Below are 15,670 nucleotides of genomic sequence, written 5' to 3'. Positions count from 1 at the left end.
TTTCAAATGAAACCAAAGGGGACCTATGCATGAAAACAAATGCCAAAATCAGTTTGCTCGCTTTATCCATGTCGATCGCGCTTGTCGCGACAGGATGCGGATCGAATAATTCGAATACCGGCAACACCCCTCCCGCCAACTCGGGATCGGAAAACACCCAAACTCCAGCAAAAGAAGCAGAGCCGGTCACCATTACTTACTCCCAGTGGGGCACGGCGGAAGAGCTTCAACGCACGCAGGAGCTGCTCGACAAGTTCATGGCTGCCAACCCAAATATTACAGTCAAGCTGGAAGGCAAAGACTGGGGCAGCTACTGGGACGGACTGACGGCCAACGCGGCCGGCGGAACACTCCCGGACGTATTTAAAACAAGCTTTGCTTTCATTGAGAAGTACGCTGAGCTGGGAATTTTTAAAGAGCTGGACAAACCGCTTGCGGACGGCGGCTTCGACCTGAACAATATCGATCCGAGCCTGCTCGGACTGCACAAGTTCCAGGACAAACAAGTATCATTGCCAATTGATGCAAACGTCATCGTATGGTACTACAACAAGGCGCTGTTTAAGGATGCAAAAACGAATCCGAAGGGCGCCAAAGAGCCTTCTCTTGAGCCGACTTGGGATGAGATTGTGGATATCGCAACCAAGCTGACGCTGGACAAAAACGGGAAAAATCCAGGCGAAGCTGGATTTGACGCCAAAAATATCGCGCAATGGGGCATGTCGATCTCTCCTGGCTCTACAATGGACTGGTTCCTTGAGCCTGAGCTGTGGTCCAACAACGCTAAGCTTGTGAATGATGACGGCACGCTGGCGCTTGATACGCCGGAAGCTAAAGAAGTATTGGACTACTTCATCGATCTTACTAAGAACAAAAAGATTAACACGACGCCTGCTCAAATCGAAGGTCTCGGCGGACAAGTCAACCTGGCCATCACAACGGGCAAAGTTGCGATGAACCCGGGCGGCAACTGGAATACGACGAACTATAAAGAAGCCAAAATTGACTACGGCATTACTTACCTGCCTAAGTTCAAAGAAACCAAAACCGTCGTTCAACCGGCAGGCATGGCTGTCAGCGCATCGACGAAACATGAAGAAGCTGCGATGAAGCTGCTTACTTGGCTGGCTGGTCCAGAAGGACAAACGGAGCTGGCGAAGCAAGGTTATTCCATCCCGGCGAACAAAGCCGCTGCTGATGCGTATATCCAAACGGCAGGCGAAGCGAACAAAATCTTCCTTGACGCGCAAAAGTTCGGCATCGTATCTCCGTTCACGGCTAAGAAAACCGATCTTGTATGGACATACGGAGAGCAGTCGCTGAAGCTGCCGCTGGCTGGCGAAGGCGACTTGGACGCGGCGCTGAAGGACCTGGCCTCGAAGGTAAAGTAATTGTCGTAAACAAAGGAAATTAACCCTGTAAGTCGAAGAAGAAACGTAGCGCATAACCGGAAAGAAGGAGGCCGATCCAGCTTCCTTCTTTCCGCATATTCAGGGCGGCTGGATGGGATGTAAACCATTAGCGCGTGAACCATAATGGATTGTTGACATGGAATGTGAGTAGCTTTAGAATTTAGGCAGCGCAAATAATGAACAAATTTTGCGCCAAAGACTTGAGAACGTGAAAATATTGCAAAGCTAAAGGTTAAGTCTTTTAAGCGTTGAGTTGATGAAGAGAGGTAAGCAAAATGGCCAAGCTAAAGGATATTGCCGAGATGGTTGGCGTTTCGATCTCTACGGTTTCAAGAGTGATGAAAAATGATTTCTCCCGCTCTGTAAGTGAGGAAACCCGCCGCAAAATACGGGAAGCAGCCGAAAAACTCGACTACAAAGGCGTCCGAAACGAAGCCAAGCCTTCCTCATACCGGATTGGCTGCGTCGTTGCTGCGCCACAGAATAAATACAATAATCCTTATTTCATGGTCATTCTTGGCGGAATTGAGCGCGCCTTGGAGGAAGCGGGACTGCGTTTGGAGTTCACCTTCAGCATCGAAAAGCCGGCCGATCTGCAGCAGCTGCAGCAGCTTGTGCGCGAGCAGCATATCGACGGAATTATTATCGTTGAGCGCATCGATCCCGATGCCTACCGGTGGATTAAAGACAATGTCAGAGCTGTCATCGGTGTTGATTTGCCGGACCGCAGCGTTCCTGTCGTCGGTTACGACCGGATGGGAGCGGCCCAGGAGGCAGTGGAGTATTTGATTCGTTCCGGCCATAAACGGATCGGATATTTAGGCGGTTCGGAGTATCACGACTTTTATCGTTTGGAAAAGCGGTATCTCGGATATGAAAAAGCGATGCGCGAAGCGGGTCTGTCCATTGACGATGACTGGGTTATTGATGTGAAGTGGGATGTTGCCTTGAGCTATGAGCTGACTAAAAAAGCGTTTGAGCGGAACGGGTCTGCACCTACGGCGATTTTTGCCGCAAGTGACACGATGGCAATCGCCGCCATGCGGGCCGCTTCCGAGCACGGGCTGCGCATACCCGAGGATATTGCCTTTTTTGGCGTCGACAACATTGAGATATCGGAATTTACTTCACCGCCGCTCTCGACCATCCATGTTCCCAAAATGGAGATGGGCATCTATGCAGTCAAGCTTCTGTACAGCTATTTAAATGGCGATTATTCTCTGCCGGTACGCATGACAGTTCCTCATCAACTGATCATCCGCCGCTCCAGCGAAAAGGTTGCCGCCGCTGCAGAGGTTTGAAGTATAACAAACGAATTCTCTTAATCGCCCTATCGATTCGACTCGACTCTCTGATTCTATCGCTTGAACGCTGGCGGTCATGGTATACTAACGGCAGCCCGTTCCGGAATGGAACGATGATGGATGAGGTGAGCCGCGAAATGTTTCCACGTTATATAGCTTACGGCGCCGTTCATGCGCTTATCTCTGTTGCACTCGGCGCGTTTGGAGCGCATGGCCTGAAGGAGCGGCTGGACCCGGATATGCTTGCGGTATTCGAAACAGGCGCTCAGTATCAAATGTACCACGCCATTGCGCTTATTCTAATTGCGTTTGCTGCCAGTAAGCTTGGTGAGCGCAGAGGCCTGCGGATCGGAGGCCGTCTGATCAATGCGGGGATTTTCTTTTTCTCCGGCAGCCTCTATGTGTTAAGCATGACGGGGATTAGCTGGTTAGGCGCAATCGCTCCAATCGGCGGAACATGTTTTATCCTCGGCTGGGGAATTACGGCGTACAGCGCCTGGAGAGCCCGCTTCGACAATTGAGTATTGCGATCTGCAACAAAGGGACCCTTTACCTGGGAAGAAATCTTCTCTCAGGTAAAGGGTCCCTTTCATTAAAGAATAAAATCGTCGATTTCGCCGATTCCGAACGTGTACACTTGCTTTTCGTCCACATGATACACCGTAAGCAGTCCCTTTTGCTCGTCCCAATTGACGATGCGGCACGGAACGCTCAGCCTGACGCCTTTTCCGCGGTTAATGCTCAGCCGTACAAGCCGCCCGTCCTCCGCACAGCGCCGGATCATGTCGAGAGCCAGGTTGTGAAGCTCGTTGCCGCTCGGCGCGGCTGGAGAGCTGCCCGCAGGGGCGGGAGCTGTTGTGGACGGGAGCTTGGCGCTGCTGCCATCCGCGATGGACGCGCCGATGAGCGAGCCCTTGTTAATATGGTATCGGGAAAACCCGGCCGTATCCAAAAGCTGCTTGAGCAGAACTTCCGCCTGCTCGCGGGTGTGCGCATCTATGACCAGATCCGTTTGAAAAGAATAGGTATGAAGGCCTTTGTCGTTCATGGCGGGGTATAGTTCCTCCGAACGTTAATTTAATAATAGATTAACTATATCACTGGATTTGCTGATAATATAGTCCTATTTTTAGCGCAATTCGATGGCGAATTGGTAATCTGGTATGATGGAGAAACGCAAGAGAGCAGGGAGTCGTGAGGACATACGTTTTCGCAGAAAGTACGACTTTTTGAGGAAGAGGTGGCTGCATGAGTACGGGCATCATGGAACGGCTTCGCGAACAAACATCCGAAGAGCATAAGCGGATGGAAAACAACGAATACGCCAAGGCCATTATGGACGGTTCGATGACACGGGAGCAGTACCGGCGGTATTTGATCTTATTTTATGGATTTATCAAAGCGGCAGAAAACGAGATCTATCCCGACTCGCAGCTTGAGGAGCTCGGATTGAGCGAGGCAGACCGGGCAAAGGCTCCGCTCATCGAACAGGATCTGCTGTACTTAGGGCTGACCCCCGGACAAATCGGCGAGCTGCCGCTCTGTTTGGAGCTGCCCGATCTGTCCGCGACGGCTAAAAAACTCGGTTATTTATATGTTCTTGAGGGCTCTACGCTCGGCGGTCAGATTATATCACGCAAAATTGGCAGCAGCCTGCAGCTGGAGCCAGGGGCGGGCTTGAGCTATTTTTACGCCTACGGTGACGAGACGCGCAGCAGCTGGCAAAAAATGCGTGAGATTATTGAACAGGGAGCTGCCGGCAGTGAGGAGCAAACGATTACGGCCGCAAAGGAAACCTTTCGCTTGCTGGAGCGCTGGGTTGTGACGGCCGGACAAACGTTGTCCAGCAATTAGCGGGCTGTCATAACGTTCACCATCCCCGACCCGTTGAGCATAGGATGTGGAAGCGCGGTTGGAGGGAGGTAACGAACGATGATGCAGATGGTTCCGATCCCGCTGGGGGACGGAATGACAGCGCTTGGTGTAGAGGTGAAGCTGCCCAAAACAACGCTGCTCGCGGTCACGACAGATAAAGGATATATCATGTGCGGAGCGTTAGACGTTGCGCTGTTTGACAGCAATCCGAAGCTGAAGGAGCGAGGCGTTCTGGCAGCGCGCGCTGTCGGCGTGCGCACGCTTCAGGAGCTGCTGGATGCGCCGCTTGAGTCGGTCACCGAGGCTGCCCAGGCAGCTGGCCTGTCAGTCGGTATGAAGGGCATGGACGCGGTGCGCAAGCTCGCTTCTTTATAACGTTGCCAAAAAGGCTCCTGCCTCAGCGGATTATCCGCTGTGCAGAAGCCTTTTATTGTGCCGGGTGCATCCTAAAACGGCAAAAGATTAATTATTTTTTAAATCAGCGAACAGCTTTTTGAGGTTATCGCCATAAGGCGGACGGATGACGCCCTTCTCGGTAATGATGGCCGATACATATTCCGCAGGAGTGACGTCGAAAGCGGGATTAAACACTTTGACGCCTTGCGGAGCAGTCCGTTTGCCGAAACCTTCCGTTACTTCTTCTGCGTGGCGCTCCTCAATCGGAATCTCGTCACCTGTCGGCGTTTCCATATCAATGGTGGAAAGCGGGCAGGCAACGTAAAATGGAATGCCATGCGCTTTGGCCAGCACCGCTACACTGTAGGTGCCGATTTTGTTGGCGACATCGCCGTTGGCTGCGACGCGATCGGTGCCGACGATTACGGCGTCGATCCAGCCTTTGTTCATGACCATGCCCGCCATATTGTCGCAAATCAGCGTTACGTCAACGCCGGCCTGCTGCATTTCAAACGCCGTCAAGCGGGCGCCCTGCAGCACAGGTCGGGTCTCGTCGGCGAAAACGCGAATGTCCATGCCGCGCTCCTTGGCCAAATAAAACGGAGCAAGAGCGGTGCCGTATTTGGCTGTTGCAAGTCCTCCGGCGTTGCAGTGCGTCAGCACGCCCATGCCGTCGCGGAACAGCTCCAGAGCGTGCTCGCCAATCATCCGGTTCGTTTCCTCGTCCTCGCTTTGGATGAGGATGGCCTCGTCAAGCAGCGCCTGCTTCGCTTCATCAAGCGGAGTCAGCGTTTCGGCCAGCGCGGCGGCGCGGGCTTTCATTCGGTCCAGCGCCCAGAACAGGTTAACCGCCGTAGGGCGGCTTGTCGCCAAATAAGCGGCCTTTTCTTGAACGCGGGTTAGCCAAGCGCCGAGGCTGTCGTCCGTCCCGCCCTGTCCCGGCAGCCCGCTGCCGAGCACAAGCCCGTAAGCGGCGGCGATGCCGATGGCAGGAGCTCCGCGCACTTTCATATGGCGAATCGCTTCCCAGACGCCCTCTGCGTCCGTAAGCGGCAAATAAACGGTTTCTTCCGGCAGCAGCCGCTGGTCGAGCAGCTGCAGCTGGTTCTCCGCCCAGATCAGCGAGATCAGGCCGGGGTAGGCAGTTGTAGACATGTGATTGAAAACCTCCAGACTTTCGGAAAATCGAATGGAAGAGGGGGTACCTCTTCCCAAAATGTTATCGTGCAGCAGCCGTCATGGCAATGTCGATTATGTCTTCAACGGAAGCAAGCGTGCGATTGCGGCGGATCAGCTCTTTGCCGATGGAAAGGCCGAGACGTTTGGCGCGCTCGCGCACAGCGTCGTCCGGAATGGCGTCCAGATCGGCGACATGGGCGAAGCCTACGATGCGGCGCACCATTTTCGCTCCGGCAAAACCTGTGGTGTCCTGCAGCAGACGGTCCAAATAGAGATCCTGGAAGCCGGGTGCATTGGAGAATACCGGGTCTTTGCACTGCTCGTCCCACAGCGTGCGGAATTTGGCGCTGAATTGCGTCCAGGTGCCGCGCACCGTCTCCAGCAGAAACTCGCGGTATTCGCGGCGGGAAGCTTCGTCACCGCTCCAATGTTCCTGGCTGGCGTAGTTGAGCAGCAGGTTGGCGATTACCGCGCCGATATCAAAGCCCATCGGGCCGTAAAAAGCAAATTCCGGGTCGATAACTTTAGTTGAATCAGGCAGGGCGAAGATGCTTCCCGTATGCAGGTCGCCGTGCAGCAGCGCCTCGCCGCGGGTCAGGAACTTTTCACGCAGGAAGGCGATTTCCGTGAGCAGCTCGCCGTCGTTCCGAAGCGCGGCAGCTTCGTCAGCGATAGAATCCTCGTAGTTGTTGCGCTCATGCTCGCGGTACGGCTCGTCAAAAATAAGATCCTCCGTAATTTGGCATAGCTCAACGTTGACAAATGCTTGCTGGCGCAGCTTTTTCTCCTGCTGGCTCATGCCGAGATCGGAGGTGAAAAACAGCGTTTGCGCCAAGAAGGTGGAGATATCGCCCGCGAAACGGGGATAGACGGTACGCTCCATCAGCCCTTTGCGCATAATAATATGATTGCTCAAATCCTCCATCACCGTAATCGCCTGCTCGCGGTCGGTCAGAAACACCTGCGGCACAAGCTCGGGAGCAAGGCTGTGCTGAATTTTGAGCGCTTCTCCCTCAATGCGCGCGCGGTCCACGGACAGCGGCCAGGATTCCCCGAACACTTTGACGTAAGGAAGAGCTTGTTTAATGATAAGGCCTTTGCCTGTGGCAGGCTCGGTAATATGGAAGACGAGATTAAGGTTTCCGTCTCCGATTTCGCGGCAGCTCAGCTCGGCTCCCGATGCGAAAATTTCGCTGAAGGAGCGCGCGAGCTCGATTGCCTCGGCCTCGCTGTAAGGATGATACCCTGGCATGTTTAAAACCGCCTTTCCTGGTCATGATGATAGGATTATAGCCCATCTTTTTTCGACTTGAAATAGCTACATTTGATATAATGGCACGAGACAGGTCTGATTAAGGAGTGTGTTGGCGATTAATAGGAAGGATTTACCTGTTAGCGGAGATGAGCTGGCCGCGCCGGCAGCGCTTAAGGAGTGGGCCGTGACGGTTCGCGCGCTGGAGCAGGGCCGCCAAATCGTCGTGCTGCGCAAAGGCGGAATTGCTGAGGAAACGCGCAAGTTCCAGCTGGAGAGTCCCGACTTTTATCTCATGCCGGCTTATGAGCATCAGCGCCGCGAGCTTCTGAAGGAGCAGGCTCAGGGGCTGCTGGACGAGGTGCTTGGGGAATGGGACGGACCTGAAGCTTCACGGATCGTAATCTCCAGCCGGGCTCATGCCGCTGAAGATATTCTCGTGACGGAGCCCGAGGCGCTGGAGCGGATTCGGGGTCTGCATATTTGGACCGACGATTTTGCGATGGAACGGCTGAAGTGGAAACGCCGGGATCCGCTGCATGTGCTGCTGCTCCGCGTTTATCGGCTCCCGCAGCCGATTGAGCTTCCGATGGAGCCGGCTTTTACCGGCTGTAAGTCGTGGATATCCGCCGGACCGCCGCTGTCAGCGGACGGGGCGGTTCCTGTACTGGACGACGCGGAGTTCGAACGGCGCTGCGCCGAGATCCGCAACCTTTTGGGAACAGCGGGCGAACATTGATTTATAACGAGTTTTATACTAAAATTATTATTGAGAATCACTGAGAATCAGTTCTGTGCGTCGGACCTAGCGGCGGCCGGAAGAAAACGACGATTACCGCTTGCCCGCTTTAAGCGGCAAGTCACTCATATGTTGAAGGGAGCAGGTTTGTACATGGCAACGCAATTTACGATTGAAGGACTCAAAGCAGAGATTGAAGGCAAGGAAATTTTGAAGGGGCTCAGCCTCAGTATGAAGGGTGGAGAGATCCATGCGATCATGGGTCCTAACGGCACCGGCAAAAGTACACTGGCTTCCGCTTTGATGGGACATCCAAAGTATGAAGTTACGGGTGGCTCCGCCGAGCTGAACGGCGAAGACCTGCTGGAGATGGGCGTTGACGAGCGCGCCCGCGCTGGTCTGTTCCTGGCGATGCAATACCCGAGCGAAATTTCGGGCGTGACGAACTCCGACTTCCTGCGCAGCGCAATCAATGCACGCCGCGAGGAAGGCAACGAGATCAGCCTGATCAAGTTCATCCGCCAAATGGAAGGTAAAATGAAAGAACTCGAGATGAACCCTGAGTTCGCTCACCGTTACCTGAACGAAGGTTTCTCCGGCGGCGAGAAAAAACGCAACGAGATTCTGCAGATGATGCTGCTGGATCCGAAGGTTGTTATTCTTGACGAAATCGACTCCGGTCTTGACATCGATGCTCTGAAAATCGTCGCTCAAGGCGTTAACGCTATGCGTGCCGACGACCGCGCCTTCCTCATCATTACTCACTACCAGCGCCTGCTGAACTACATCAAGCCTGATTTTGTTCACGTTATGATGCAGGGCCGCATCGTTAAATCCGGCGGACCGGAACTGGCGGAGCGCCTTGAGGCGGAAGGCTACGATTGGGTCAAGAACGAGCTTGGCATCGTAGACGAAACTGTAGGCCAGGCTTAAGAGACGGGAGGGGTTACGTATGAGCACACAACTTGAGAATCCCGTCGAACGGGAATTCGCGGAAGAGCTGTCCCGCAGCAAGGGAGAACCGGCATGGCTCACCTCCCTTCGCGGCGAAGCGGCGGAGCTGGCAGGCTCTCTGGAATGGCCGAAACCGGAGAAAACCCGGATCGACCGCTGGAATCTGACGGCTTTCGGCCAATATGGCAAGCCTCAGGCGCTTTCCGCTGAAAGCGAGCTGCCGGAAGCGGCGGCATCGCTCGTAGCGGGCGCAGGAGCGCTCGTTGTACAGCGCGGCTCTGGCACGGTACTGCGCCGTCTGCCGGAAGAGCTGAGCGCGAAGGGCATTATTTTCACCGATCTGGAGACGGCTGCGGCTGAACATCCTGAGCTGGTGCAAAAATACCTGTTTCAAGCGGTTAAAAAGGATGAGAACAAACTGACGGCGCTGCATGCGGCGCTTTGGAACGGAGGCGTGTTCCTGTACGTTCCGAAGGACGTAGAGGTTGACGTTCCGCTTCAGGCTTTGTTCTATAACGATAATGCGGACGTTTCGTTCGCGCCGCATATTCTGATCGTAGCGGAACGGCATAGCCGCGTGACGTACGTCGACAATGCCTTGACGATTGGCGGCGGCGCTGACGCCGTCCACCATTCCGTCATCGAGGTGTTCGCGGAAGCGGGTGCGAAGGTTGACGTTGCTACGATTCACCAGCTCGGCTCCAACGTCATCGACTTGACGACGCGTCGCGCGGTGCTGGAAAACGACGCCCGCATCCAATGGGTAATCGGCGATCTTAACGACGGCAATGTCGTTTCCGACACGTTGTCCATTTTGAAGGGCAACGGTTCCTCCTCGGATGCGGCCGTAGTCAGCATCGGAGCAGGCAAGCAGAAGATGAGCCTGACAACCGGAGCGAAACATTTCGGCCTCAACTCCGACAGCAACATGGTGACTCGCGCCGTTATGAAAGAAGAAGCTTCGGCAATTATTAACGGCGTTACCAAAATCGAGAAGGGCGCGACGAAGGCAAACGGCGTGCAAACCGAAAAGGTTCTCATGCTTAGCCCTAAAGCCCGCGGCGACGCCAATCCGATTCTGCTGATCGACGAGGACGACGTTACGGCCGGACATGCAGCGAGCGTAGGCCAGGTTAACCCGGAGCAGGTATATTACCTGATGAGCCGCGGCGTATCCAAGGAAGAAGCTCAGCGTTTGATCATCTATGGTTTCCTTGCCCCAGTCGTGACTGAAATTCCGATCGACGCCGTGCGCGAGCAGCTGCAGCAGCTGCTCGAAAGGAAGCTTGAGGCATGAATATAGCGGAAATCAGGAAGCAGTTCCCGATTCTCCATCAAGAGGTAAACGGGCATCCGCTCGTTTACCTCGACAGCGCGGCGACTTCCCAGAAGCCGCGCTCCGTCATTGAAGCCGTTAAACGTTATTACGAATTGGACAATTCCAACGTGCACCGCGGCGTTCATACGCTCGGCTCCCGCGCTACGGAAGCTTACGAAGGTGCGCGCGAACGCGTCGCCCGCTTCCTGAACGCGCCGGCCGCCGAGCAAATTATTTTCACCCGGGGCACAACGACGGCGCTTAATCTGGTGGCATCGAGCTACGCGTCTTCCGTTTTGATGGAAGGTGACGAGATCGTATTGACTCCGATGGAGCATCACAGCAATCTCATCCCTTGGCAGCAGGCTGCGAAGCGCTCCGGCGCGGTGCTGAAGTATATTCCGCTGCAGCCGGACGGCACGATCAGCCTCGCCGATGTGGAGAAGACGGTGACAAACCGGACGAAGATTGTATCCGTCATGTACGTGTCCAACGTGCTTGGCGTCATCAATCCGATCAAGGAAATTACCGAGATCGCACATCGCAACGGCGCTGTTATGGTTGTAGACGGCGCGCAGAGCACGCCGCATATGCGGATCGACGTTCAGGCGCTCGATTGCGACTTTTATGCCTTGTCCGGCCACAAGATGTGCGGACCGACGGGAATCGGCGCTCTTTACGGCCGCAAGTCGCTGCTGGAGGCGATGGAGCCGAATGAATTCGGCGGCGAAATGATTGACTTTGTCGACTTGTACGAATCGACCTGGAAGGATATTCCTTGGCGCTTTGAAGCCGGCACGCCGATTATTGCGGGCGCCGTCGGACTTGCTGCAGCTATGGATTTCCTGGAGGAGATCGGGCTGGAAAACATCGACCGTCACGAAAAAGAGCTGGCTGCTTACGCATACAGCAAGCTGTCGGATATCGAGGGCATAACGATTTACGGGCCTCGCGAGGGCCGCGTCGGCTTGATTACGTTTAATCTGGACGACGTGCATCCGCATGACGTCGCCACGGTGCTGGATTCTGAAGGCATCGCCGTGCGCGCCGGTCATCACTGCTGCCAGCCGCTGATGCGCTGGCTGGATGTAACGGCTACTGCGCGGGCAAGCTTTTATCTGTACAATACCGAGCAGGATGTAGACCGGCTGGCGGCCTCGCTGCTCCGGACAAAGGAGTTCTTCGGGCATGCAATTGGATGATCTATACCGCCGGGTTATAATGGATCACTACAAGAATCCCCGTAACCGTGGTACGATGGATGAGGATGCGGTTACGATTAACCTCAACAATCCGACCTGTGGAGACCGCATTTCGCTTCAGCTCCAACTGGACGAGGGCAAGGTTGCCGAGGCGAAGTTCACCGGGGAAGGCTGCTCCATCAGCATGAGCTCAGCGTCGATGATGACCGAAGCGGTCAAAGGCCGTACGCTGGAAGAGGCCTATGCGATGGCGGAGAAGTTCTCTGCCCTGATGAAAGGCGAGCCGGTGGAATTCGAAGAGCTGGAAGATATCGAAGCGCTGTCGGGTGTGAACAAATTCCCTGCCCGCATCAAATGTGCGACTTTGGCCTGGAACGCCCTTCGCAAGGGCGTCGAGTCGCAGGGCAAACAAGAAGGATAGGCCACAAGCTGCATAACAAGGAGCGTGACCAATCATGGCAAAATCGATGCCTGAAATGGAAGAATATAAATATGGTTTCCGCGACGAGCACAAAGCGGTATTCCAGTCGGGCAAAGGCCTGACGCCGGAGATCGTTCGCACGATTTCCGAAATGAAAGGCGAGCCGGAGTGGATGTTGAACTTCCGTCTCAAATCGCTGGATCAGTTTAACAAAATGCCTATGCCTCGCTGGGGCGGAGATCTGGATGGACTGGATTTCAACGATATTCAGTACTATGTTAAGCCTTCCGAGAAGCAGGGCAAAACGTGGGAGGAAGTTCCGCAAGAAATCAAGGAAACATTTGACAAGCTCGGTATTCCTGAAGCGGAGCAAAAGTTCCTCGCAGGCGTATCCGCACAGTACGAGTCCGAGGTTGTTTACCACAGCATGCAGGAAGACCTGGAAAAGCAGGGCGTTATTTTCACGGATACGGATACGGCGCTTCGCGAGCATCCGGAAATTTTCCGTGAGCACTTCGGCTCCGTCATTCCTCCTGCGGACAACAAGTTCTCGGCGCTAAACAGCGCAGTATGGTCCGGCGGCAGCTTCATTTACGTACCAAAGGGCGTAAAATGTGAAGTTCCTCTACAGGCATACTTCCGTATTAACTCCGAGAACATGGGCCAATTCGAGCGTACGCTGATCATTGCCGACGAGGACAGCTTTGTGCATTACGTTGAGGGCTGTACAGCTCCGGTATACAGCACAAACTCCCTGCATAGCGCGGTCGTTGAGATCATCGTTAAAAAGAACGCTCGCGTTCGTTATACGACGATCCAGAACTGGGCGCCGAACATCTACAATCTCGTTACAAAACGCGCGGTTGCAGACGAAAACGCGACGATGGAATGGGTCGACGGCAACATCGGCTCCAAGCTGACGATGAAATACCCTGCGGTTGTTCTGCGTGGCCGCGGCGCGAAGGGCATGGTGCTCTCCATCGCCGTAGCAGGCAAAAACCAGCATCAGGACGCAGGCGCAAAGATGATTCACCTTGCTCCTGACACGACGTCGACGATCGTTTCCAAGTCGATTTCCAAACACGGCGGCAAAGTAACGTACCGCGGACTTTGCTCCTTCGGCCGCAACGCCGAGGGCGCTAAGGCGAACATCAAATGTGATACGCTCATTCTCGACAACGAGTCCACGTCCGACACGATCCCGTACAACGAGATCATGAACGACAACATCACGCTGGAGCATGAGGCAACTGTATCCAAAGTATCCGAGGATCAGCTGTTCTACCTGATGAGCCGCGGTCTGAGCGAAGCGGAAGCGACGCAAATGATCGTTATGGGCTTCATCGAGCCGTTCACGAAGGAACTGCCGATGGAGTACGCGGTTGAGATGAATCGTCTCATCAAGTTCGAAATGGAAGGCTCGATCGGTTAACTATTTGAACTAAAAACGTGCCCGTAGCGCATTGAGTCTTGAGACTCAATGGCCTGGGGCACGTTTATTTATTGTATTTTTAATATAAAATTAATAGTAATTAAATCTGAGCGAATAAAAGCGATCACTAGAGTTAAATGAGACAGAAGAAATTTGAAGGTAGACAGTTGCTCCAGCTGGTAGAATGATATGATCAAAATAAGTATAACCATTTTCAACACCAGGAACTGCGGTGAATAAAGTGGTCTCCTCTCCATTTACAAACTTAATTTTGTATTTCATTTTATAGTTCCCATTAGATGGTGAATTTAAACCAGCCCACATAACTTGGTGAGTACTCGATTCATTTTTCCACTGGTACCAATCGAGGTCCGTGGAGTTTGATAAGTAAAACTCAAAAGGTAGAAACTGAGGGGTGAGGGGAATAGCTGTCGCTTCATTATCACCAATTCCAATTGCATTCGTCCCCATATTTGAAGCAAACGCTGATTGGGAAAATGCTAACAACATCACAATCATAAACAAACTCGCAAATTTTTTGCTTAAATGAACCAACGAAAAAACCTCCTTTTATATTATTCGATTCCAATTATAAATAATAATGTAATTTTAAGGAATGGTTAATATTTACTAATTAGGAAGTCGGTAAAGCGGATATATTGTCGAACTATTAGGCCTGATTTACTATTGAAACAGTAGAGATTTAGAGGAACAAAAAAACCTCTTTAAACCAAGAAATATGAATGAAGGATAACCGTATAATTTAGATGTTCTATCCGAGTGAAAAAATTGTATTATACAGTTGTAACCAAGTTGAGAATCCGAAGTAAGTTTTGGTTGAATACGTTCACGTGTGGTCCGCGTACTGGCGGAAACGATGTTCTCTCCAATACGGCGTCTTATTCGTTTTTCAAGTCAAAAAACTTCACTAATACCTACGTGCTTGAGCGAGTTCTACTTGAAATGAAATCGCTCAGCACATAGCAATAATATCGTGATAATGGGGAGTCGCTATGAAAGATGATCAGAATATACTTCGGGGATAAATTAAATATTCTTGCAAACCAGTATTATTAACTAGAACTTGAGATTTAATAATTGTACAAGTTATTTTGGCTCGAACAGCTCCGCAACTCCGAGCGGATCAAAGTAAAGCGTAAACCGGTCAAGGACGACCATCTGGCCGTACTTTTCCTGATAATGAACGATGGATTCCTTCAAAAACTCCTCGGTAACCTCCAAAAATTCGGCAATCTCGAAAGCATTGCGGCAGCCGCCGATATAGGCCCGCACCAGCTCGGACAAAGGAATGAGCTTCTCAAAGCCCCAATTGCGGGCTCGCTTTTCTTGTTTGCGGTTCACAAGAACGGACTGGTCGGTGATATTACCGGATGAGGTATAGTAGTGACCTAGCTCCTCTGCCAATATGCAGGCTTTCTCGGTGGAAGTTTGCAGGCTCCGGCTCAGCAGAATGGCTTGTACCGCCTTTGTTTCTACATATAGTCCCTTGATTTTGTCGGGAAGATCAGCTTGCTCGCTCAGCAGTACAGGCGTTTCCCGCAGCAAGCTTTCGTATTTGGACATAACCTCTCCCCTAGATTATTTTTTGGCTAATGCGATGCGCAGCGCCAGTTTAATTTGATCCAGTTCCTGCCCCGATAACGGCCCTTCATGCCCAAGACGGTGCGCCGCCATCGTCAAAATCTGCTCCTCCGTCAGCTCCTGCCCGATATCCTGCAGACTTTTGGGAGAGGAAGGCTGATTGACGCCGTTCAGCAAATAATCCAAGGTGACATCCAAAATCTCGGCCAGCTGGTTAAGCTTGTCGCTTGGAGGGGCGCTTTTGTCCCGTTCATAGCTGGATATATTGGCTTCCGTCATTTGAAGCTTCGCGGCTAGCTGCATTTGGGTCAAACCTCGTTTGACTCGATACTCACGAATCCGTTTGCCGAGCGACATCGTTTCATTCTCCCCCTTGTTCTCCCATGAGTTTGAGACAAGCTATTGCTCAAATATAATTTGAGTGATATAGTAGGTCACAGATGATTAATTGCTATCGGACTCCTCAAATTCCAGTTTATTCAACCAATTGACAGGCTGGTTGGCAGGATGTGGAGCCGAACTCAAATTATTTTTTATTTTAAACTCCATTATAAAATAGAAGACGTAAAAGTGCAAGATGGTTA

At 52.7% G+C, this 15,670-nt stretch carries 17 protein-coding genes; 11 read left to right on the top strand and 6 right to left on the bottom strand.

Translation table 11 applies throughout. From position 1 onward, the window contains the following. Positions 1–29 precede the first annotated feature (29 nt). The 3 genes from M3223_RS11830 (at position 30) to M3223_RS11820 (ending at position 3,237) form a co-directional block, all read left to right on the top strand. Positions 30–1,391 (top strand): ABC transporter substrate-binding protein, encoded by a 1,362-nt coding sequence (locus tag M3223_RS11830; RefSeq protein WP_251561595.1) that lies wholly within the window; start codon positions 30–32, stop codon positions 1,389–1,391. Positions 1,392–1,687: 296 nt separating this feature from the next. Next, positions 1,688–2,713 carry a LacI family DNA-binding transcriptional regulator gene (locus tag M3223_RS11825; RefSeq protein ID WP_251561594.1) on the top strand — a complete coding sequence of 342 codons (1,026 nt, stop codon included), beginning with the start codon at positions 1,688–1,690 and terminating at the stop codon, positions 2,711–2,713. 140 nt (positions 2,714–2,853) lie between these two features. Beyond that, positions 2,854–3,237, top strand: a complete 384-nt coding sequence (locus M3223_RS11820) for a DUF423 domain-containing protein (RefSeq protein WP_251561592.1) — start codon at positions 2,854–2,856, stop codon at positions 3,235–3,237. 71 nt (positions 3,238–3,308) lie between these two features. On the opposite strand, the gene M3223_RS11815 is transcribed toward M3223_RS11820, so the two are convergent. Further along, the gene (locus M3223_RS11815; protein ID WP_251561590.1) at positions 3,309–3,764 is read right to left on the bottom strand and encodes a hypothetical protein; all 456 of its coding nucleotides are present in this window, start codon (positions 3,762–3,764) and stop codon (positions 3,309–3,311) included. 200 nt (positions 3,765–3,964) lie between these two features. Between M3223_RS11815 and M3223_RS11810 the strand changes: the two genes are divergently transcribed. Further along, positions 3,965–4,570 (top strand): biliverdin-producing heme oxygenase, encoded by a 606-nt coding sequence (locus tag M3223_RS11810; RefSeq protein ID WP_251561587.1) that lies wholly within the window; start codon positions 3,965–3,967, stop codon positions 4,568–4,570. Between the two features lie 78 nt (positions 4,571–4,648). Continuing rightward, entirely contained in the window at positions 4,649–4,966 is a 318-nt protein-coding gene (locus M3223_RS11805) for a YunC family protein (protein WP_251561585.1), read from the top strand. Positions 4,967–5,053: 87 nt separating this feature from the next. Here the strand turns inward: M3223_RS11805 and mtnA are convergent, their stop codons facing one another. Together mtnA and mtnK are read right to left on the bottom strand one after the other, a co-directional pair. Beyond that, on the bottom strand, positions 5,054–6,142 hold the full coding sequence (gene mtnA / locus M3223_RS11800; protein WP_251561583.1) for an S-methyl-5-thioribose-1-phosphate isomerase: 1,089 nt from the start codon (positions 6,140–6,142) through the stop codon (positions 5,054–5,056). Positions 6,143–6,206: 64 nt separating this feature from the next. Next, positions 6,207–7,418, bottom strand: coding sequence for an S-methyl-5-thioribose kinase (gene mtnK, locus M3223_RS11795; RefSeq protein ID WP_251561581.1), 1,212 nt, complete (start codon positions 7,416–7,418; stop codon positions 6,207–6,209). A 112-nt stretch (positions 7,419–7,530) separates the two neighbouring features. Between mtnK and M3223_RS11790 the strand changes: the two genes are divergently transcribed. From M3223_RS11790 to sufB, 6 genes are all read left to right on the top strand, one after another. Further along, positions 7,531–8,157, top strand: a complete 627-nt coding sequence (locus M3223_RS11790) for a DUF1802 family protein (protein ID WP_251561579.1) — start codon at positions 7,531–7,533, stop codon at positions 8,155–8,157. A 153-nt stretch (positions 8,158–8,310) separates the two neighbouring features. Next, positions 8,311–9,090: a Fe-S cluster assembly ATPase SufC gene (sufC, locus tag M3223_RS11785; RefSeq protein ID WP_251561578.1), complete on the top strand. Its 780-nt coding sequence runs from the start codon at positions 8,311–8,313 to the stop codon at positions 9,088–9,090. A gap of 19 nt (positions 9,091–9,109) precedes the next feature. Further along, entirely contained in the window at positions 9,110–10,408 is a 1,299-nt protein-coding gene (gene sufD / locus M3223_RS11780; protein ID WP_251561577.1) for a Fe-S cluster assembly protein SufD, read from the top strand. Further along, the gene (locus M3223_RS11775) at positions 10,405–11,631 is read left to right on the top strand and encodes a cysteine desulfurase (protein ID WP_251561575.1); all 1,227 of its coding nucleotides are present in this window, start codon (positions 10,405–10,407) and stop codon (positions 11,629–11,631) included. The genes sufD and M3223_RS11775 overlap by 4 nt, the downstream gene beginning before the upstream one ends. Beyond that, a complete protein-coding gene (gene sufU / locus M3223_RS11770) occupies positions 11,618–12,052 on the top strand; it encodes a Fe-S cluster assembly sulfur transfer protein SufU (RefSeq protein WP_251561573.1) in 435 nt (144 codons plus the stop codon). Before M3223_RS11775 ends, sufU begins: the two co-directional genes overlap by 14 nt. A gap of 34 nt (positions 12,053–12,086) precedes the next feature. Continuing rightward, the gene (gene sufB, locus M3223_RS11765; RefSeq protein WP_251561571.1) at positions 12,087–13,484 is read left to right on the top strand and encodes a Fe-S cluster assembly protein SufB; all 1,398 of its coding nucleotides are present in this window, start codon (positions 12,087–12,089) and stop codon (positions 13,482–13,484) included. Between the two features lie 90 nt (positions 13,485–13,574). Here the strand turns inward: sufB and M3223_RS11760 are convergent, their stop codons facing one another. From M3223_RS11760 to M3223_RS11750, 3 genes are all read right to left on the bottom strand, one after another. Then, on the bottom strand, positions 13,575–14,039 hold the full coding sequence (locus M3223_RS11760; protein WP_251561569.1) for a hypothetical protein: 465 nt from the start codon (positions 14,037–14,039) through the stop codon (positions 13,575–13,577). Between the two features lie 552 nt (positions 14,040–14,591). Beyond that, positions 14,592–15,068, bottom strand: a complete 477-nt coding sequence (locus tag M3223_RS11755; protein WP_251561567.1) for an ImmA/IrrE family metallo-endopeptidase — start codon at positions 15,066–15,068, stop codon at positions 14,592–14,594. A gap of 15 nt (positions 15,069–15,083) precedes the next feature. Then, positions 15,084–15,443 (bottom strand): helix-turn-helix domain-containing protein, encoded by a 360-nt coding sequence (locus M3223_RS11750; protein WP_251561565.1) that lies wholly within the window; start codon positions 15,441–15,443, stop codon positions 15,084–15,086. Between the last annotated feature and the right edge of the window lie 227 nt (positions 15,444–15,670).

The organism is Paenibacillus pasadenensis, assembly GCF_023715725.1.
In the GTDB taxonomy this organism is placed as follows: Bacteria; Bacillota; Bacilli; order Paenibacillales; family Paenibacillaceae; genus Paenibacillus_O; species Paenibacillus_O pasadenensis_A.
Note: the sequence above shows the minus strand (reverse complement) of the source record. Positions and strands in the feature narration are given on the sequence as shown.